The organism is Algoriphagus halophilus (assembly GCF_900129785.1).
Taxonomy (GTDB): Bacteria; Bacteroidota; Bacteroidia; order Cytophagales; family Cyclobacteriaceae; genus Algoriphagus; species Algoriphagus halophilus.
Genome location: NZ_FSRC01000002.1, coordinates 499,183 through 518,733, shown reverse-complemented (window position 1 = coordinate 518,733; position 19,551 = coordinate 499,183). Strand labels below are relative to the sequence as shown.

General features: G+C 39.7%; 16 protein-coding genes. 13 read left to right on the top strand and 3 right to left on the bottom strand.

Annotated features, from left to right (window positions below; translation table 11 throughout):
• Nucleotides 1–152 precede the first annotated feature (152 nt).
• Nucleotides 153–569 (bottom strand): DUF3052 family protein, encoded by a 417-nt coding sequence (locus BUR11_RS14295; protein WP_074225668.1) that lies wholly within the window; start codon nt 567–569, stop codon nt 153–155.
• Nucleotides 570–580: 11 nt separating this feature from the next.
• Nucleotides 581–1,663 (bottom strand): P1 family peptidase, encoded by a 1,083-nt coding sequence (locus tag BUR11_RS14290; RefSeq protein WP_074226139.1) that lies wholly within the window; start codon nt 1,661–1,663, stop codon nt 581–583.
• A 188-nt stretch (nt 1,664–1,851) separates the two neighbouring features.
• Here BUR11_RS14290 and nth point away from each other — a divergent pair, with 188 nt between their 5' ends.
• The 3 genes from nth to BUR11_RS14275 are packed head-to-tail and all read left to right on the top strand — an operon-like array spanning nt 1,852 to nt 5,512.
• Nucleotides 1,852–2,517 carry an endonuclease III gene (gene nth / locus BUR11_RS14285; RefSeq protein WP_074225667.1) on the top strand — a complete coding sequence of 222 codons (666 nt, stop codon included), beginning with the start codon at nt 1,852–1,854 and terminating at the stop codon, nt 2,515–2,517.
• Complete coding sequence (gene asnB, locus BUR11_RS14280) at nt 2,517–4,292, top strand: asparagine synthase (glutamine-hydrolyzing) (RefSeq protein ID WP_074225666.1); 1,776 nt, start codon at nt 2,517–2,519, stop codon at nt 4,290–4,292. Before nth ends, asnB begins: the two co-directional genes overlap by 1 nt.
• Nucleotides 4,289–5,512 carry a glycosyltransferase family 4 protein gene (locus BUR11_RS14275; RefSeq protein WP_074225665.1) on the top strand — a complete coding sequence of 408 codons (1,224 nt, stop codon included), beginning with the start codon at nt 4,289–4,291 and terminating at the stop codon, nt 5,510–5,512. The genes asnB and BUR11_RS14275 overlap by 4 nt, the downstream gene beginning before the upstream one ends.
• Here BUR11_RS14275 and gldB read toward each other — a convergent pair.
• Entirely contained in the window at nt 5,475–6,479 is a 1,005-nt protein-coding gene (gldB, locus tag BUR11_RS14270) for a gliding motility lipoprotein GldB (RefSeq protein WP_074225664.1), read from the bottom strand. The two genes, BUR11_RS14275 and gldB, sit on opposite strands and share 38 nt — an antisense overlap.
• Nucleotides 6,480–6,585: 106 nt before the next feature.
• Between gldB and BUR11_RS14265 the strand changes: the two genes are divergently transcribed.
• The 10 genes from BUR11_RS14265 (at nt 6,586) to BUR11_RS14220 (ending at nt 19,480) form a co-directional block, all read left to right on the top strand.
• Entirely contained in the window at nt 6,586–7,590 is a 1,005-nt protein-coding gene (locus BUR11_RS14265; protein ID WP_074225663.1) for a radical SAM/SPASM domain-containing protein, read from the top strand.
• A gap of 129 nt (nt 7,591–7,719) precedes the next feature.
• Complete coding sequence (locus BUR11_RS14260; RefSeq protein WP_074225662.1) at nt 7,720–10,308, top strand: SLBB domain-containing protein; 2,589 nt, start codon at nt 7,720–7,722, stop codon at nt 10,306–10,308.
• Complete coding sequence (locus tag BUR11_RS14255) at nt 10,308–11,375, top strand: GumC domain-containing protein (RefSeq protein WP_074225661.1); 1,068 nt, start codon at nt 10,308–10,310, stop codon at nt 11,373–11,375. Before BUR11_RS14260 ends, BUR11_RS14255 begins: the two co-directional genes overlap by 1 nt.
• A gap of 13 nt (nt 11,376–11,388) precedes the next feature.
• Nucleotides 11,389–12,678, top strand: coding sequence for an oligosaccharide flippase family protein (locus tag BUR11_RS14250; protein WP_074225660.1), 1,290 nt, complete (start codon nt 11,389–11,391; stop codon nt 12,676–12,678).
• Nucleotides 12,662–13,597, top strand: a complete 936-nt coding sequence (locus tag BUR11_RS14245) for a glycosyltransferase family 2 protein (RefSeq protein ID WP_074225659.1) — start codon at nt 12,662–12,664, stop codon at nt 13,595–13,597. Before BUR11_RS14250 ends, BUR11_RS14245 begins: the two co-directional genes overlap by 17 nt.
• Nucleotides 13,588–14,991 (top strand): hypothetical protein, encoded by a 1,404-nt coding sequence (locus tag BUR11_RS14240; RefSeq protein ID WP_074225658.1) that lies wholly within the window; start codon nt 13,588–13,590, stop codon nt 14,989–14,991. Before BUR11_RS14245 ends, BUR11_RS14240 begins: the two co-directional genes overlap by 10 nt.
• A gap of 158 nt (nt 14,992–15,149) precedes the next feature.
• Complete coding sequence (locus tag BUR11_RS14235) at nt 15,150–16,280, top strand: glycosyltransferase family 4 protein (protein ID WP_143186008.1); 1,131 nt, start codon at nt 15,150–15,152, stop codon at nt 16,278–16,280.
• The gene (locus tag BUR11_RS14230) at nt 16,277–17,176 is read left to right on the top strand and encodes a class I SAM-dependent methyltransferase (RefSeq protein ID WP_074225656.1); all 900 of its coding nucleotides are present in this window, start codon (nt 16,277–16,279) and stop codon (nt 17,174–17,176) included. Before BUR11_RS14235 ends, BUR11_RS14230 begins: the two co-directional genes overlap by 4 nt.
• Nucleotides 17,169–18,329, top strand: a complete 1,161-nt coding sequence (locus BUR11_RS14225; protein WP_074225655.1) for a glycosyltransferase family 4 protein — start codon at nt 17,169–17,171, stop codon at nt 18,327–18,329. Before BUR11_RS14230 ends, BUR11_RS14225 begins: the two co-directional genes overlap by 8 nt.
• Nucleotides 18,305–19,480, top strand: coding sequence for a glycosyltransferase (locus BUR11_RS14220; protein WP_074225654.1), 1,176 nt, complete (start codon nt 18,305–18,307; stop codon nt 19,478–19,480). Before BUR11_RS14225 ends, BUR11_RS14220 begins: the two co-directional genes overlap by 25 nt.
• The last annotated feature ends 71 nt before the right edge of the window (nt 19,481–19,551 follow it).

The following is a 19,551-nucleotide window of genomic DNA, read 5'->3' as shown; positions in this document are numbered from 1 at the left end:
GAAGCAAGGTGCAAACTGACAACAGGCCTAACAACTTTAAAAATTGGAGTTACTAGACTTAAAAGTTAACCGTTTTTATTAGAAAAGTTAAATTATTAACTACAAATATTTCAATATGAAATGGGTGGATAAAGAATAATACTAAATCCCAACTACCTATCCTTCAGTCGATACATAAATTTTAGCCCACTCCAATCCTGATCAATAGCAGCAACTTTGACATCTACCAACCCCACATCCAATCCATATTTCATGATTGGGTATTTATCGACTTCCGTAGGAATTCCTGAAGTCCTTTTAGGCCAACTTACCCAAGCCGCCCCAGTTTTTTTTAAGTGTTTTAATACATGCTTGAAACCACCTTTCAGCTCTTCTTTACTTGTCACAAAAAAATGAATCAAATCTACTTGGGGAGAAAATGGAGTATTTTCTTCGATTACGACTTCATTTGGGAAATCATGGAAAAACTGGATATAGGGCTTTGGTGAATAGAGAGCCTGGATCACCATTCCTGGTTTGATTCCAAGTTTTTTAGCTAGTGGTGTTCCTGAATATCCAATTTCTGTCATCGCAATTTCAATTATTTATACCATTCGATGATTTTTTCAGTAGGTAGTTTTTCCACCTTTTTCCCACCTTTCCCTTCCATGGTTTCAGCCGCAAAAAGTGAATTGATTATGGCTTCTTCCGTCGCTTCAATTACAGCCAAAAAAAGTGGAGTCATGTCGTCATTTCTAAGCGTTTCAGTTTGCATCAACTCTCCTGATTTTGCTGAATAAGGGATTCTTAATCCTTCAGCAGTACTGAAAGCAATCACATAATCTCCCGAACCATTGGAGGCTATTCCTCCAGTTTTTGCCAATCCCATCATGGCTCTTTTTGCCAATCGCTCTAAGTTCCGATCAGATAAAGGAGCATCAGTAGCCACTACAATCATGCAACTCCCATCTGATTTTTCCAGTGCATCTTTGAATGGGTATTTCCCTAATCGTTCCCCAACGGGAATTCCTCCAATCTGTAGGTTCCCACCAAAGTTAGTTTGAACCAATACACCCAAAGTATACCCTCCCAAGCTTTCAGGAAGTTTTCTAGAGGAAGTTCCGATTCCACCTTTCCATCCAAAACAAACGGTTCCGGTACCTGCCCCCACATTTCCTTGGGTTACAGGACCAGATTTGGCCGACTGGATCGTTTCTAAAACTTCTTCTACTGAAATATGCATTCCTCGGATATCATTCAAATACCCATCATTCGTTTCTCCTACCACTGCATTCACAGATTGTACCTGTTCGTTTCCAGGAAGATTCAAACTGTATTTTACGGTTCCCTCTATTCCTGCTGCCACGCTCAACGTATTGGTCAAAACAATCGGAGTTTCTAGGTTTCCCAATTCCTGTACTTGAGTAACTCCAGCTAATTTTCCAAAGCCATTTCCCACATAAATCGCGGCGGGTACTTTCTGCTGAAAAATATTTCCTCCATGCGGAAGGATTGCGGTCACCCCAGTTCGTATAGAATTCCCCTCAATTTTGGTAAGGTGTCCCACCTTTATTCCTGGCACATCTGTAATTGCATTGTAAGTTCCAGTAGGTAGAATTCCGAAGTGAATTCCCAATTCACGTGGTCCCTGCTGTGAAAAACTAGCTGAAGTGATGGAAATCATATATAGTGCGAATAATAGTTTAGGCAGTCCTAAGTTGGATCGGTTCAGTTGCATGATGAAAGATAAAATTGTCAGGACTCTTTTCCTCATTCCAATAAAGTTTTCTTAAAATTCAACTAAATTCTTCCCTTTGATACTTCAAATTTTCCAATTTAACTATCTTCAAAACTCAAAGAAATTTTGATTCCATGCTGAAGAAAGAACGGTACGAAGCTTTTATAAAACACTTTTCTGAAAATATGCCAGTGGCTGAAACTGAGCTGCATTATGAAAATCCATTTCAATTGCTGGTGGCAGTGGTATTATCTGCTCAGTGTACAGATAAGAGAATCAATATGGTGACGCCCGCGCTTTTCAGGGACTTCCCAGGACCGGAATATTTGGCAGCTTCCAATTTTGACGAGCTGTTTCCTTATATCAAATCTGTTTCTTACCCTAATAATAAAACTAAACACTTGTTAGGGCTAGGCAAAATGCTAGTGGAGGACTTTGGAGGGGAAGTTCCAGAGACAGTAGCGGAGTTGATCAAATTGCCTGGAGTGGGCAGGAAAACTGCAAATGTGATTACTTCTGTAGTTTGGAACCAACCCAATATGGCCGTTGATACACATGTTTTCCGGGTCTCCAAAAGATTAGGCTTAGTTTCCCAAACCGCCAAGACTCCCTTGGAAGTGGAAAAGCAGCTGATACGACACATTCCAAAAGAATATGTGCATGTGGCGCATCACTGGTTGATTTTGCATGGAAGGTATACATGCTTGGCTCGGAAACCGAAATGTGAGGAATGCTCCATTACCCATCTCTGCAAATACTTCGAGAAGAATTACGGCACTGTGACCAGATCTGAAAAGTAATGTGTGGGATTCATCTTTATTGGGGGAAGGGATCAAATAAAGCTGCTATTCAAAGCCTGATGGGCGAAGGTGCCTACCGGGGTCCAGATCAGGAAGTGGCGCTCAGTCCTTGGCCAGGAATGTGGGTAGGAGCAAATAGACTCAAGATCTTACATCCAGGTCCAGAGGCGGATCAGCCCTTTTGGTCTAGTGACGGAAAGACTTTGTTGGTCTGGAATGGTGAAATATATAATCATAAAACACTTCGTAGCTTATTGGAAAAGATGGGGATTGAGTTCTCCACCAATTGCGATACTGAAGTTCTGATCAATTGGATTCAGGTTTTTGGCGTCAAGGGACTAGAAAAGCTAGAGGGGATGTTTGCCTTGATCTTTGTAGACCTAAAAGATAATTCAATTTTAGTGGCGAGAGATCCAAATGGAGAAAAGCCACTCTATTACTCCCAGAATCAAGATAGATTGATCATTTCCTCGGTAGCAAGTGGCATAGCAAAACTTTCAGAGCCAAAGCTGGACAAAAAACAAATAGAGAATTATAGTTTTTTGAGGACCCCTATCCCGGGTAAGACTTTTTTTAAAGGTGTAAAAGAATGGAAGCCTGCCAGGTATAGCCATATCCAGCAGCATTCTACATTTAGATGGGACAACATCCCCATTGCTAAATCAAAAGCTCAGGAGTTTACTAAAAAGGAATTCAAGAGTATTTTATCTCAAGCGGTCACCACACAATTTCAAGCGGATGTTCCTGTGGGAATCATGCTAAGCGGAGGAATGGATAGCAGTTTGTTGTATTCGATTTGGTATGAACTATCCGGCACATCCTTACCAGCTTATACCATTCAGGTCGAAAAGAAATACAGAAAAAAATATGCTGACGGAGATGCTGCCATCGCATTGACCAAGAGGATCCCTATGGAGCATCATCTGATCCATGTGGACCAGCAGGTATTTTGGGATAATTGGGAGGCATATCTGATGTCATTGGATTTTCCAATTGGTGATTCTGGGGGATTCTTGACTTGGCTGATCGGAAAAGAAGCCAAAAAAAAGGTAAAAGTGTTAATTTCTGGAGCCGGAGCCGATGAACTATGGGGGGGGTATTCCAGACATGGAGCATTTGATTTTTACCTAAAAAATCAAAATTTATTGATGATGCTTCAGCCCTGGTTGAACTATTTGCCTATGGGAAGGAAGACAAAGAAATTTCTAAACTCGTTAGAAAATAACCCATCTAAAACTTTTCTTAATTTTACTGCTCTAGAGCCTATTTCCGATGATCTAGCTTCAGAATATGACCGGGTTTTCAACTCAAAATTGAGTCCATATAAAAGGGCATTAGATTTTGACAGACAAGTTTATTTAGTGCAGGATGTGCTCAAAATCCATGACCAGGCATTGATGGCGCATAGCCTGGAAGGGAGAGCCCCTTACCTTTCCGGAAGCATGCTTGCATTTTGGAATGAAATAAAGGAAGAATCCGTAATGAAAGGGAAAGTTTGGATCAAGGAGCTGCTGATTGAAGCAGGTTTGGAAATGGTTACTAAAAGGGGAAAATTTGGGTTTGGTTTACCTTTGCAAGAGTGGTTTGCAGAGGAAGGATCGTTTTCAAAAATGGTATTCAACCGATTGGAATTATTTGAAAAATCATATGGTGAATATATTCCCTCCCCTATTAGAGAGATGGTTCAAAATCCAGCACCTGCCGCCAAATCGCATTTTTTGATCTTATACAATATCTTTTTGTTGGCAGAATGGATTGAATTAAAAAAGCTATGAAAGTCATCTATATCCATCAGTATTTTCGGACTCCAAGCGAAGGGGGAGCTGTTCGGTCCTACCATCTGGCCAAAGGTATGGTGGATGCTGGGATCAATGTAGAAATAATTACAGCTGGAAAGCAAAAGGACTACGATCAGCGATGGATAGATGGGATAAAGGTGCATTATTTGCCAGTTGCCTATGATCAAAAATTTGGATTTTTTAAGCGAAGCAAAGCATTTTATGAGTTTAGTGTCCAGGCAAAAAAGCTTTTAAAAAAGCTGAGTAGACCTGATCTTCTCTACATTACTTCCACTCCTTTGACTACTGGGTGGATCGGACTTTGGGCCAAGCGAAAAATGGCAATTCCCTATATTTTTGAAATTAGGGATCTTTGGCCGCAAGCACCTATTGAGGTGGGAGCGCTTAAGAGCAGATTCCTGATCAACTACTTCCGCAGATTGGAGAAGAAAATTTATAGGAATGCCTTGAAATTGGTGGCGCTATCTCCTGGGATTGCAAGTCATCTCAGGCTAGTGAGTCCTACCTCTGAAGTGTTTCTGATTCCAAATTTCTCCGACATTCAACTTTTCAAACCAGAGCAAAAGAATACTACCATTCTGAATAAATATGGGCTTTCAGATGCTATAACGATTGCCTATACTGGGGCTTTGGGCCAAGTGAATGCAGTGGAAGAACTGTTGGATTTGGCAAAGTATGCTCAGTTCAAAAAGAAGAACTGGCAATTTTTGATCATGGGAACAGGAAGTTTGGAGATAGCATTAAAGAAAACTGCGGAATCAAATGGGTTGAAAAATGTTAAATTTATACCTTTTGGCTCTAAGGAGAAGGTGAAGGAGGTTTTATCCCTTGCTGATTTTGCCTGGATTTCCTTTGCACATTTACCTGTATTAAAAACCAATAGCCCCAATAAGTTTTTCGATGCCATTGCCGCAGGAAATGCAATTTTGGTCAACCACAAAGGCTGGGTTTATCAGCTTTCAAAACAGAATAAATTGGGGGTGTCATTTCTTCCCGGAAAACTGGAAGAGAGTTTTTTGAAATTGGAAAAGCTGGAAGAAAACTCGGCACTTTTGCTGCAGATGAAACAGAACTCCAGAACCTTGGCCGAACGGTATTTTTCTAAGGATTTGGCCGTTTCAAAGGTCTTACAGGTGATTGACCCTAGTAAATTCCCCGCTAATTTTGGGAACGAGGCCTATATCCTGACTGCCTAAAAATCTCCTCTGCATCTGGGTTATCCATCAATTCCGTTATGGTTACATCTTGGTTAAACTGATAATCATCCACGATGTTCCATCCTAACCATCTTCCTAACCGACCTGGGGCTTTGGTGCTGATGGCATCTGTAAATGGGGCTTCTCCCAAGTATTTGGTGATTTCAAAAGGATTGGTTTCGTACAGGAGTTCATTTTCTACAAAATGAGCCCAAATGTATTCCTCATTAGCATAGCATTCAGCAATTTCATCCTCGGTATACCCAATAATAAATTGGTCTGAAGTACAGGGCATAATGGCTTTGGTAAAATGATAGGCTTTGCCATAATAGATCATCTCTGCCAGCATGGTATTGTCCTGTGGATTGATTTCATTGAATTGAGATGAAATGGCCGTGACAATCATAGGTACGATGTAGGGACGAGCATAACGCTCGGCCATGTATCGTGGTAAGTCCGGCTGAAATGTGTGAGTGATGGGTAAATAATAATCCAATCCAATCACAATCATGTCCTCAGTAAGAATCAAATCTGAATTGAAGCCACTTAAAAAGGTATAAACTTTAGGAACCCGAAACTCGGGGAAGTAATATTTGATGGCTTTGAAGGCATTTTCTAGGTCTTTCTGTATCTCGGAAATATCTTGAAATTCCACTTTTACGGAATCATAAAGCACATTCATTGCAGAATCCTGATGAATGGCGAGTAGTTCTGAAATCAAAGAATCAGGACTTGAATAGAGACTTTTTCCTAAATATCCTTCCGCAAAATCCGGGTATTTTTCAAGTAGAAATTCAAAATCTTCTTTCGACTCAGCTGTGAAGAATTCATCTTCTAACCGGACAATTTCAAGGGTTAAGTCTTGATCTAATATCTCAGAGTCAAGTTCACATGCTACTTCCTTTTTCCCACAGGAAAAGGCGATGATTAACAAGAATACGTAAATCGAAAATCTTAGAAGCTTCATGAATGATGGTTTTGACTTTCAAAAGTAAGTAAACGATCGGAAGTACTTTTTATTAATTCAAAGAAATACACTTTGTAGCGACAAAGCATTTGATTTACTTGCTAAGGTGAAAAACAAATGGATTACAGCAAAAGCATTTCTCAACTACCTGACTTTTTGGAAAGTTTGGAATTATTTCTTGCTGCGAATTTCATTTCAAATTTCCAGAATCATAGGAAGGCCGATTCTATGGGGATTACCCACTACCTTATCCATTGAACCAACGACCAGCTGTAACCTCAGATGCCCGGAGTGTCCTTCAGGGTTAAGATCTTTTTCCCGTCCTACGGGGATGCTCCAGGATCAGTTGTTTGAAAAAGTCATCCTTCAATCCAAAGCCCATCTTAGCTGGCTACATCTATATTTTCAAGGAGAACCATTCTTAAATCCAAGATTTTTAGAAATGGTCAAATTTGCTGACTCTCAAAAGATTTTTACTTCAACTTCTACCAATGCGCATTATTTGAAAGAGGAGACCGTACAGGAAATTTTGAAAAGTGGGCTCAAGCAATTGATTGTTTCCATGGATGGAATCACGCAAGAAGTTTACGAACAATATCGGGTAGGAGGTGATTTGGAAAAAGTCAAAGAAGGACTAAGCCTTCTAATAGGAGAAAGAGAGAAATCAAATTCGATGTATCCTAGGATTGTACTTCAGTTTTTGGTGACTGGGCAAAATGAACATCAACTTCCTAAATTAAAGCAATGGGCCCAGGAGGTGAGGGTAGATGAATTGCAGTTGAAAACTACCCAGATTTATGACTTTGAAAATGGTTCTGAGTTGATTCCTTCTGATCTGGGATATTCTAGGTATGTGCCCAGTAATGATGGGAAATGGAAACTCAAAAAGAAGTTGGAAAACAAGTGTTGGCGGATGTGGCAAGGAGCTGTGGTTACTTGGGATGGTAAAGTAGTCCCTTGTTGTTTTGATAAAGATGCAAATCATGTCATGGGAGAATTGAAAAAACAACCTTTATTGGATGTTTGGAAATCTCCAGCTTATCAACTTTTTAGGAATCAATTACTTGCGGATCGTTCCCAGATTGATATCTGTCAAAATTGCACCGAATAGCCTGAAATCAGGAATACTAGAAAGTAGGTTTTTGGAACTATATTTGGTAGAAATAAGAAATTCACGGATTTTTAATGTCAATATTTGTTCGACGTACACCCAAGTTGATCGGTACAGCTAGCCTATAACATGATTTTAAAGAAAAGATTTTGGTACTTTTTTGCCTTACTTGCCTCCCTAGGATTGGCAACTCCACAGGTAATTGCTCAGCAAAACAGTGATTTCACCAAAATACAGGTGGATGATATGAGCGATGCCGAAATTCAGGAGTTATTGAACAGGTCCGCACAAGCAGGCCTTTCCATTGAGGAATTTTTGGAAATGGCAGAGTTAAGGGGAATGCCTACCATGGAAGTGACGAAGTTAAAAGCTCGTATTGCCAAATTGGATTTGGGAGAACGAGGTCTCAAAAGGTCCTCGGAAGCCTCCAAAAGAGATCCGAGAAAGCAAGCTGACTTTGATTTGATTGCTGGAGGGATTTTTCAGCCTCAAGCGGAAATGGAGGAGATCGACCCCGAGAATCAAATTTTTGGAACCTCCCTTTTTTATAATAAGAAGAGAAACTTGAGCTTTGAGCCAAGTTTGAACCAAGCAACGCCAAGCAGTTATATTTTGGGCCCAGGGGATTTGTTGTATGTAGATATTTATGGCGAATCTGAGCAGTATTATGAGGCAACAGTAAACCCTGATGGGTTTGTGCTATTGGATAATATTGGGCCGGTATCTGTTTCAGGAAAAAGTATTGAAGAGGCCACTGGCATTATTAAAAATAGGGTTTCCAGGTATTATACCGGGTTAACTGGAAGTAATCCATCTACTTTTTTGAACGTCACCTTGGGTGATGTTCGTACGATCAAAGTACATATTTTGGGTGAGGTAAGACTCCCAGGCACTTTCACTTTAAGTGCATTTTCTACAGTTTTCAATGCGTTGTATGCAGCAGGAGGGCCAAATGCAAATGGTACCATGCGTGCCATCAAATTGGTAAGAAACAATAAACAGATTGCGGAGATCGATGTCTACGATTTGTTGATCAAAGGGACGGCTGACTTGGATAAACAGCTACAAGATCAAGATGTGATATTGGTTTCTCCATTTATTTCCAGAGCAAAAATCAAAGGAGAGGTAAAGCGTCCTATGACCTTTGAAATCGCCCATGAGGACACCTTTGAGGATTTACTTCAATATGCTGGAGGATTTACGGATGAAGCATTTAAAGATCGGGTAGCCATTTCCAGAATTACCGGGAATCAACGATCAGTTTCGGACTTATATCAAAGCCAGTTTAACATGTTCCCCTTGAAAGGTGGAGATGAGATCACAGTTCAGCGAATTTTAAACAGGTATTCCAATCGAGTTCAAATCAAAGGGGCGGTTTATAGAGAAGGTACTTTTGCTTTGACCGATGGGCTGACCCTTTCTCAATTGATAAAGAATGCCGAAGGGCTCAGAGGAGATGCCTATACACAGCAGGCAAGTATCCTTCGAACCAAAGATGATCTTAGTACGGAAATGGTGCAGGTAAATCTCCAATCTATTTTGGATGGAACAGCTTCTGATATTCCTTTGCAGCGTGAAGACGTGGTTAGAATTGCCAGTATTTATGATATCAATAACGAAAAATATGTTCAGATTCTTGGGGAAGTAAAGCGGCCAGGAATTTTCCCTTATTCCTCTGAGATGAAAGTGGAGGAGTTGATAATCATGGCTGGGGGACTCCAGGAATCAGCCAATACTAATGATATTGAAATAGCAAGAAGGCTGGAAGATGCAGATTTAGGAACTTTGTCTGAAATTATCCCTGTCCAGGTCAATGCTGATTTGTCTTTCAATTTAGATGGAGAAGTACTACAGCCCTATGATCAGGTGATTGTAAGAAAAAGGGCAAATTTTAATATGCAGAAGTTGGTGGCAGTGGAAGGTCAAGTCAATTCGCCGGGTATTTTTGCCATTCAAACCAGTGAAGAACGAATTTCCGATTTGGTGAAAAGGGCTGGAGGACTCAACCAATTTGCGTATTCTAAAGGAGCTACCTTGATCCGAAGAACCGAATTTTTCAATACCGAATCCGAGCAATTAAGAAGACAGAGGAATTTGGAGAATTTGAAACTTCAATTGTTAGCTGATCCGAATAATTCCGAAGCACAGGAACAACTTTTGGAACGATTATTCAAAGACTTACCTAAAGAGAAAGACTCCCCAGTTGATACCCAGTTAGCTCAAAATAAAAAAGAATCCTTGGATCAAATTGCTTCGGAAACCCCTGGATTTGCAGTCAAAATCAAAGAAACAGAAGCGGTTGCTATTGATTTGGAAGCAATTGTAAATAACCCAGGTTCCGAAGATGACCTATTACTGGAAGAAGGTGATATTTTATCCGTACCCAAACTATTGCAAACGGTTAGAATGCGAGGGGATGTGGTGTATCCAACGACTTTAAGACATGAATCCAATAGAAGTTTGAAGCATTACATCAATGGTGCAGGAGGATTTGAAAGAAGGGCCAATAAAAAGCAAACCTATGTGGTTTATGCCAATGGGGCTGTAAAAAGAACCAAAGGATTCTTCGGAATCAGAAATTATCCTCCAGTAGAGCCAGGAGCTGAAGTAATTGTACCTACCAAAGGCCCAAAGATTCCATTGCGTTTAGGTGAGATTGTAGGAATCACCACTGGCTTGGCTACCTTGGCATTGGTCGTATCCCAAATTAACTGGTAATGGCAGGAGGAAAGCACTTTTCGGAAAATCAATTTACATTGAAGGAAGTTTTTCAAAACTTTTCCAGTTGGATCGCTTATTTCCTTTCACAGTGGAAAATTTTGATCCTAGCAGGGATTATTGGGATGGTACTTGGAGCTCTGGTTTCCATTTTTAAAAAACCGATTTTCAATGCCAGTACCTCTTTTGTATTAGAAGAAGGAGATGCAGCTAGCATGGGGCAAATGTCTGGATTGGCCTCCTTGGTAGGAGTAAATTTAGGCTCCTTGGGAAGCACTAGTGGTTTGTTTCAGGGAGATAATATCATGGAACTGTACCGCTCGGATAGAATGCTAGACGAGGCCTTACTTAGTCCATTCAATGAAAATGAACTCCTAATAGACCGTTTTATAGCATTTGAAGAGATTGATAAAAAATGGGCGTCAAAAGTAGATATTCCGTCCATGGATTTTTCTATTAACCGGGAGGACTTTACAGTATCTCAGGATTCAGTCGTCAAAGAAGTAGCGAAGCTTATTCGCGAAAATCAACTGAGTGTAACCAAGCCCGATCGGAAGTTGAGTATTATTCAGGTAACGGTATCTTCAAAGGATGAATTGTATGCTAAAGTATTCAATGAGCGCTTGGTAGAAAATGTCAATGAGTTTTACAAAGAGACAAAAACAAAGAAGACCAGTGAGAACTTAGCCATTTTACAATCTCAGGCAGATTCTGTGAGAGCTATTTTGGATGAAAGTATTGGTGCTTATGCCACTGCCACTGATAAAGTTCCCAATGCGAACCCATTGTTGAGTTCAGCCACCATAGAAAGTAAAAAGAGGCAAATTGATGTCCAGGCAACTGGGGCTGTTTATGAGGAAATCGTAAAGAATTTGGAGATTGCAAAAGTAAATCACCGTAATAATTCTCCCTTAATACAAATTATTGATTCACCAAGATTGCCGTTGGAGCGAACGGAGATACGATTGGTTAAAGGAATGTTTTTTGGATGTGCAATTGTTGGGATGTTGACCCTATTGGTGGTGTATTTCCGCCGATTGTATCACAAGCATGTGCAGGAAAGCTAAATGAAAAGCTGGCATGTTTGAAAAATTATTACTCCTTCCGATTGGCAATATTATCAGGAACAAATCCATTCAAAATTTTTTGTTTTTGGCGATTATTCAATCTTCCAATGTACTGATTTCCATTATTAGCATGCCTTTACTTATACAAAGTATTGGGGTCGATCAATTTGGGTTGGTAAACCTTTCGCTTGCGGTAATTATCTTGTTGAATATTTTGGTAGGCTTTGGGTACAATCTAAGTGCCCCACGTGAAGTTGCGATCAATCAAGGGGATAAGACGGCTTTATCTCATTTGGTATCCAATGTATTTTCTGCCAAAATCTTATTGGCAACAATCGCCACGTTAATCATTCTGATTTCGGTATTTGGACTGAACTTATTCAAAGAGTACCAGATGATTTTGGTTTTTTCCTCTTTAATGTTGTTTTCCGAGGCCACCCTCCCCCTTTGGTTTTTCCAAGGGATGGAGAAAATGAAGTTGATCAGTATTGCCAATATTTTTAGTAAACTGCTATTCTTGATGGGGATCGTCTTATTTATTCACAACCCAGGTCAAAGCAGGTGGGTGAATTTTATGATGGGATTCTTCGGTTTATCCATCAATATTTTATTGCTCTTTTATATCCACACTTTTATGGGGATCAGAGTGTATCGACCTGAGTTTTCAGCGATCCGAAAAAGCTTAAAAGATAATATTCTATTATTCTTTAGTAATCTGGCTAGCCATATTTCAATTAATGGAGGATTGATAATTCTAAGTTTCTTCTCCGTGGCGGAGACCTTGGGGATGTACTCTTTGGCAGAACGTGTGGTGATGGTTTTGAGAATGTTTCCTGCATTGATCATACAGGCGATTTACCCGAATGCAGCCAAATTATATAAAAGTGATGAGGCCGGATTTTATAAATTTTTGAGAAGTGTTTATTTCAGGGTACTCGCTTTTGGAGCATTTTTGGCAGGTGCAACCTATTTGACGGCTCCTTGGACAATTCAAGTACTTTCAAGATCTGAGTTGATTGAATCAGTTACGTATCTTCAATTGTTGGCCTTGGTTCCATTCTTGGCTTGCCTTAACATTGCCAATGTAATCATGATGTTGGTAGCTGATCTCAAAAATCTATTGTTTAAAGCCTCTTGGATGATGTGTTTGTACATGATTGTAGCGGCTACTATTTTGACCTCTATGATGGGGGGAGTAGGGGTGTGTATTGCCATTATTTCAACGGAGGTAATTGTCTTTTTAATTTGCATGGTGTTGTTGTATCAAAATAATAGAAAACTGATCCATGGCTTTTATACCTGAACCTTCGGTAGCTATTGTATTAGTAAACTGGAATGGGTTTGAGTTTACCGAAGCCTGTTTGCAATCGCTTCAACATCTTGAATTTCCTGATTACAAAATCATTGTAGTAGATAATGCGTCAGATAATCAGGAAGGAAGCCGTCTGAAAGCAGTATTTCCGGATATCCTTTTGATACAAAACGAGCAGAACCTGGGATTCACAGGTGGCAATAATGTAGGAATCAGGAAAGCTTTAGAAGATGGATACACTCATATCATGTTGTTGAATAATGATACGGAGGTAGAAGCTGATTTTTTGGGAGAAATGATTCGAAGGTTTCAGTCTAATTCCAAGTTGGGAATGGTTCAACCCTTGATCTGTTTTCTTCACGAAAAAGAACAAATCTGGAGTGCAGGGGGGAAATGGAATTCCTTTCTGGGTAGGGCAATTACCTTAGGTGACAGGAAATTTTTATCGAATGCCTACGTTGCTGATCGTCCTTTGGATTGGGCTACAGGATGCTGTATGCTGGTGACAAGGGAAGCATTATTGAAAGTTGGATTACTGAATGAGGGGTATTTTGCGTATTTTGAAGATGTAGAATGGTCCTTACGATTTCGAGAAAATGGATATGGGATTGCGCTGGCCTCCAAAGCAAAAATTTATCATGAAGCTGGGGCTTCTTCCAAAAAAAAGCATTCGGAAGGTACGTTGAGTGCCCGAGTGTTCTATCTGCATGTAAGAAACCAGTTATTCCTACTAAGAAGTGCCTGTTCTGGATGGGAGAAACCTTTTGCTTTTGCCTATCATTTCAGTAGGTTCTCATTATGGATGGGGTATTTTTTTATTCGGGGTAGGTTTCAGAAATTAAAATCTGTGGCAAGAGGGATCAGAGATGGCTTAAATTTTCCATTACAAAATCCATTGCAATGGCCTTGATTCTTTTTATTTTAATTGTCTTTGTAGTCGCTGCGGGTTTATTCTGGGTGGTTCAGGAAATTGCGTTTAAAGGAAATTGGCAATACTTTATTTATTTCCTAATCGGATTGCTTCCTTTTTATATTACCACCTTGAGTTTGGTGTATTTGACTACTGGCTCCAGTTCATTAGTGGGAGTTTTTCAGGTGTTGAAAGAAGCAATCGTACTTTTAGCTTTATTCTCCTTTATATTTTTTCGAAAGAATATCTTCGAATACCCTTTTCGATTACAATCGGTAGATTGGTTTATGATGGCGTTTTTGGCTCTGGGAAGTATTTATTTAGTTCTTCCTTTGGGACAAGCCTCTTTTATTAATAAAGCCCTTTATTTTAAGGGGATGCTGATTCCCGGAATTGTCTACTTTTTGGGGAGGAATACCACCTTCAACCAGGATGAGATTCGAGGTTTATTTCAGATGATTTTTGTCATCGCCATCGGGGCTTTCCTAGTCAATTTGTTTGAAAATTATCTGCTGAATGCCCATTTGCAACAATACACGGGATATGCGCTGTACAATCATGCTATCAATGATATTGATCCAACTGGAAATTTTGGATTGACTTGGACATTTGAAACTCAGGCCGTGACCAAGCGTTTGGCGAGTTTTTTTTCAGATCCATTGGAAATGGCCAGCTCCGTGCTGATGGGGTTTGCTGCCGGCTTAATTTGGTTTTTGACCAGTAAAAAGGAATATAATTGGTTGTACATCTTAGTAATGATTTGCTCTTTGGGAAGTCTGGTGTTTTCAGCTTCTCGAGCTGCATTTGGAGCCTTCTTCGTGATGATTTTCTTCTTGGCTTTGGTGTTTGGATTGTATAAGTTGATTGCCGCTGGATTTTTAAGTTTGTTAGCCTTTGGAGTCTATGTGATCTTCTTCGCTTCTGATGACTTTTACTTTTTTGTGGTGGATACCTTAACATTTGAAAATACTTCCAGTATTGGCCACGTGGTAGAATGGTTATTGGCATTGGATTCCATGATAGGAAACCCTTTTGGAATTGGACTGGCGATGAGTGGGAATGCTGGTAGTGTCTCAGATGAACTTCGTGTAGGAGGGGAAAATCAGTTTTTAATTTATGGGGTACAATTAGGATGGTTGGGCATGATTTTATACATCTTGACACTAACGTCCTCTGTTATATTGAGTTTACGTGTTTTCTATCGATCTGATAATACCATGGATGCCCGGATAGCATTTGTAGCAGCAGCTGTGAAAGTAGGCTTGTTATTACCTCTTTTTACCGCCAATGCTGAAATGTATACCTATGTTGCCTGGACTACTTGGTGGATGGCAGGGTATTCAGTTCATGCCTACAGCAGATTAAAAGTGGAGCAAAGAATGATGCTTGGATAAAATAGATTTTACAATTTTGAATGGGAGTGTGTGCAAGTATTCTCCTTGGTCGGTTTATTGCTTTATTCAGAATGGATATGAGACTACTAAGTACATGCTCAAAGTATCCCCAACTATTTTTCCTCCAAAATCTCTAAATTCGAGTCAAAATCAATCCTTTGAAAGTACTTTTAGACTTACAATATCTTAATGTAGCTACTACAGGCATCAAGACCTACATGATGGAATTGGCCCAAGCTGCATTGGACTTTCCGCATCCTGAAATAGAATGGATATTTTCCCATGATCCAAAATCCCAGGCTGCTGATCAGACTTTTAAAAATCCTGAATCCAAATTTCAGCGTCTGAATTATCATTTGGATTACTTTCGGTGGAAAGAGTTTCAACTTCCTGATTTAGTCAAGAAGGTTCAACCGGATATCTTAATCTGTCCTGATTTTGTTTCACCTGCTGCCAGTTTACCTTGCAAACGACTTACTGTCATTCATGATGCTTTTTTTTGGCAGATGCCCCAAAATTACCCGCTTTGGTGGAGGAAGTATTTTCTAAGCTTAATCCGAAAGGGACTAAAAGAGGATACAAAAATTATCACGACCACGGAATACTCTAAACAGGCTTTGATCAAGTATTTGGGTAATAGTCTTCCGATCGATGTGATTTACCAAAGTCCCAAAAGTATAAGTAAGGAAGTGGATCAGCTTCTGATTAAAAAATACTCATTGGACCGAACTCCTTATTTTCTGCATGTAGGGACTTTTGATAAGCGAAAGAATTTACCGCTTTTGGTAGAAGCATTTGAGGCATTTTTGAAAAGTCAGGAAGAAGCATTCAAATTGGTGCTTGCTGGAGGACCTGGGCAAAGTGTCCAAATGAATGATTATCCTTTGATAGAAAGACTTATTCTTGAAAAAGGGTTGGAAGATCGTGTGATTTTGCCGGGATATATCTCAGATGCCCAGATCAGGAGTTTATATCAACATGCTTTTGCCTATGTTTTTCCTTCTGAAAATGAGGGTTTTGGAATACCGATTCTAGAGGCGATGCGAGAGGGCATTCCGGTCATACATTCAGATCAGGAGGCCTTAATGGAAGTAAGTGGATCAGCGGGAATTGCATTCAAGACCGGTGATTTATCAGATTTGGCAGAAAAAATGATACTTTTGGGCCGGGAAAAGGCATTTCGGGAAGAATTGGTCAAAAAAGGTCTTCAACGAAGCAAAGAGTTTTCCCCTCAACATTTTATAGAAGCTTTTCAGCATTTGATTTTGAATGCTGCCCCTAGAATATGAGGCAAATTGCATGTCCAGTCTGCAACCAAGAACCTAATTCATCACCAGAGGAATTTTCAATTATTAATTGCCCTAATTGTCGGGTAAAGTGGACTTTTATTTCTGACGAATTAGATTCAGATGCACTCTATGAAGATGAAGTATATGCAGTGGTGGATAATAGACAATCTGTATTTGAAAAGCTGATTTTTCGTGAAGCTCGAATAGTCTTAAACAAAGCAAAACATTTACTTAAGCCAGCTCAAAATAAGTTGTTGGACTTTGGATGTGGAAAAGGGCAATTTTTAGCAGAGGCCAAAAAGTTAGGTTGGAATGGTATTGGTATTGAAACTGCCAGAGATAGAGCGGTTTTTGCTGTGGATAAGTATCAAGTGGAAGTGATACAAGAGTTTTATTCTCATGGAAAAGTTACTGGTCAACCATTTGATTTGATTACGCTTAACCATGTCCTAGAGCATCTCCCAGCCCCTATTTCAATGGTTAAGGAGTTGATTGAATCGAATTTGGCTGAAACGGGTCTATTGTATATTGAAGTTCCAAGGACTGATTCTTGGCAGGCAAACATTGCAGGAACCAAGTGGTTACATTGGGATATTCCCAAACATTTAAACCACTGGACGGAATCGGTATTGGTGAAACAGTTTGAGGATGTTGGATACAAGAAAGTAGGAGGAAAATCCTTTTCCATTCATTTGGGAGTATTAGGAATGCTTCAAGCTTTATTCAGCTTATTTGGATATAAAGACCATTTGATTTTGGCATTAAAAAAGAAGAAGACAGTTGGATTAATAGTGGGTGTTGCCTTGTTGACACCTGTCGCTTTTTTGTTGGAGTCTCTTGCTTCCGCTTTTGGGAAATCTGGTATAGTGGGAGTTTATTTTAAGAAGAATGGGTAAGAGGAGAAACGTACTTTTTCTTCAAAGTAGTTCAGAGCTGTATGGTTCTGGCAAAATCTTGCTCCAGGTATTGAGGATTTACAGAGATCAAGGATTGAATCCGGTAGTGGTCATGACTGGAGAAGGTCCTCTTGGTGAATTAATGGAGTCTGAAGGCTTTATCGTAAAAGTTCAAAATCTTGGGATTTTACGAAGGAAGTATGTGAATGCGAAAGGCTTGGTCAACCGATTTTCAAAAAATTACAAAGCTTACCAGTTTTTGGATCAACTACATCAGGAGTTTCAATTTGAATTAGTGTATTCCAATACCCTTGCAGTAATCGTTGGAGCATATTGGGCCAAGAAAAATAAACTTGCTCACATTTGGCATATTCATGAAATAGTCTTGGGTCCTGGTCCACTGGTGAAGTTGCTGGCAAAGATGTTGGATTCCAGTACCCCATATCCGATTGTGGTTTCGGAGGCGGTGAAAAATCATTGGGATACCAAGCTGAAAATGGCCAAACCAGAGGTGATTCACAATGGAATTCCATATGAGGAGTACATGGCTTCCTATTCAGATCCCAAAGCAGATTTAGGCTTGCCAGAGGATAAATTGGTGATCACCATGGTGGGGAGGATTAACCCTGGAAAGGGTCAACTTTTCTTTTTAGAAATTGCAAAGCGTATATTGCAGACTTATCCACAATGTCATTTTGTTTTAGTGGGTGATCCTTTTCCTGGATATGAATCAATCCAAGAAGAAATAAAATCCGTAATTAGGGACAATGGATTGCAAGAATCCGTTAGTGATTTAGGGTTTCGGAAGGATATTCCGGAAGTTTTAGCAGCAACGGATATTTTTATGTTGCCATCTATATTACCTGATTCTTTTCCCACAGTAATCTTGGAGGCAATGGCTTCTGCCAAGCCAGTAATCGCTACGCAATCTGGAGGAGCAGAGGAAATGGTTGAACCTGGTAAAAGCGGATTTTTGATTCCGATTGGGGATGTGGAAAAGGGAGTGGAAGCTTTAAAAACGCTGATATTGGATAAAGAAAAAATTAAAAGCTTTGGTGAAGCTGGAAGAAGTAAAGTGTTGATTGAATATAATTTGAATACATTTAAGGAAAAAATGCAAAAACACCTATGGAGGCATCTCAACGAAAACTAAAAGTAGCAATCATGGGTGCCAAAGGATATCCTTACGTTTACGGGGGATATGATACCATGGTGAAAGAGCTGGGAGAAAGGTTGGTTTTGAAAGGCGTACATGTTCGAGTTTACAACCATAAGGCCTTGTTTGTAGAGAAACCTAGGTATGTCAATGGAATTGAATGCATCTATACTCCAGCGATTGAGTCAAAGTATTTTACACAACTATCTCATACTTTTTTCTCTATGATCCATGCCTGTCTATCGGATGTAGATGTGATTTTTGTAGTCAATAGTGGAAATGGCCCTTTTGGGTTGATTTCTAGATTTTTCCGAAAAGCTACCTTGATTAATGTAGATGGTTTGGAATGGCTACGGCCTAAATGGAGAGGACTAGGATCTAAGTATTTTTTTTGGGCCTCCAAAATGGCGACCAAATATTATGATCGAATTATCAATGATTCGGATGAAATGCAACGGGTATATAAGGAATTATTTAATGCCGAATCTAAAGTGATTGCCTACGGTGCTAATCCAAAAGAGGAAGTGGAACCTTCACCGGTAATGAAATGGGGAATAGAGCCTCAAGATTACTTTCTGATTGTGGGTAGACTGGTGCCAGATAATAATGCTGATTTAATTATTCAGGGATTTTTGAATTCTGATTCAAAAAGAAAGTTGGTGATAGTGGGTGATGTTCCTTACTTGGATGATTATGCTCAAGTTTTGAAAAATATTGAAGATGATCGCTTGTTGTTTTTGGGTTACGTCACCGATCCTATTGATTTAGCTGCTTGGTACACCCATTGTTATGCCTATTTCCATGGACACGAATATGGTGGGACTAATCCTGCGATGCTGAAAGCCTTAGGGTATGGGTGTGCGATCTTAGCATTGGATACTCCTTTCAACCAGGAAATGCTTCAAGAGGGAAAACATGGCTGGTATTTCAAAAAATCAGTGGACTCTGTGAAGGACATTGTCGAGGCTGCAGAAAACAGCCAAGAACGTATGGATTATTTTCGGAAGACCGCTCGAGAGGGATTGGTGAAAAAATATAATTGGGATCATGTCACAGATCAATACCTGGAAGTATTTGAAGAATTGGCTGGTTTTAAAATCGAAAAAGTTTCCACTGAAAAAAGAAAACTGGAAGGGGTGGATAATTAATTTGGATCAAAGAGAATGGATTAATTCTGAACTTTGATCTCTAACTTTGGTTTATATAAGCATACTTTTAA

Bases quoted from the DNA above. Each gene is read 5' to 3' on its own strand.
- BUR11_RS14295 (WP_074225668.1), bottom strand. From the start codon at position 569: ATGACAGAAATTGGATATTCAGGAACACCACTAGCTAAAAAACTTGGA.
- BUR11_RS14290 (WP_074226139.1), bottom strand. From the start codon at position 1,663: ATGATTTCCATCACTTCAGCTAGTTTTTCACAGCAGGGACCACGTGAA.
- nth (WP_074225667.1), top strand. From the start codon at position 1,852: ATGCTGAAGAAAGAACGGTACGAAGCTTTTATAAAACACTTTTCTGAA.
- asnB (WP_074225666.1), top strand. From the start codon at position 2,517: ATGTGTGGGATTCATCTTTATTGGGGGAAGGGATCAAATAAAGCTGCT.
- BUR11_RS14275 (WP_074225665.1), top strand. From the start codon at position 4,289: ATGAAAGTCATCTATATCCATCAGTATTTTCGGACTCCAAGCGAAGGG.
- gldB (WP_074225664.1), bottom strand. From the start codon at position 6,479: ATGAAGCTTCTAAGATTTTCGATTTACGTATTCTTGTTAATCATCGCC.
- BUR11_RS14260 (WP_074225662.1), top strand. From the start codon at position 7,720: ATGATTTTAAAGAAAAGATTTTGGTACTTTTTTGCCTTACTTGCCTCC.
- BUR11_RS14255 (WP_074225661.1), top strand. From the start codon at position 10,308: ATGGCAGGAGGAAAGCACTTTTCGGAAAATCAATTTACATTGAAGGAA.
- BUR11_RS14250 (WP_074225660.1), top strand. From the start codon at position 11,389: ATGTTTGAAAAATTATTACTCCTTCCGATTGGCAATATTATCAGGAAC.
- BUR11_RS14245 (WP_074225659.1), top strand. From the start codon at position 12,662: ATGGCTTTTATACCTGAACCTTCGGTAGCTATTGTATTAGTAAACTGG.
- BUR11_RS14240 (WP_074225658.1), top strand. From the start codon at position 13,588: ATGGCCTTGATTCTTTTTATTTTAATTGTCTTTGTAGTCGCTGCGGGT.
- BUR11_RS14230 (WP_074225656.1), top strand. From the start codon at position 16,277: ATGAGGCAAATTGCATGTCCAGTCTGCAACCAAGAACCTAATTCATCA.
- BUR11_RS14225 (WP_074225655.1), top strand. From the start codon at position 17,169: ATGGGTAAGAGGAGAAACGTACTTTTTCTTCAAAGTAGTTCAGAGCTG.
- BUR11_RS14220 (WP_074225654.1), top strand. From the start codon at position 18,305: ATGGAGGCATCTCAACGAAAACTAAAAGTAGCAATCATGGGTGCCAAA.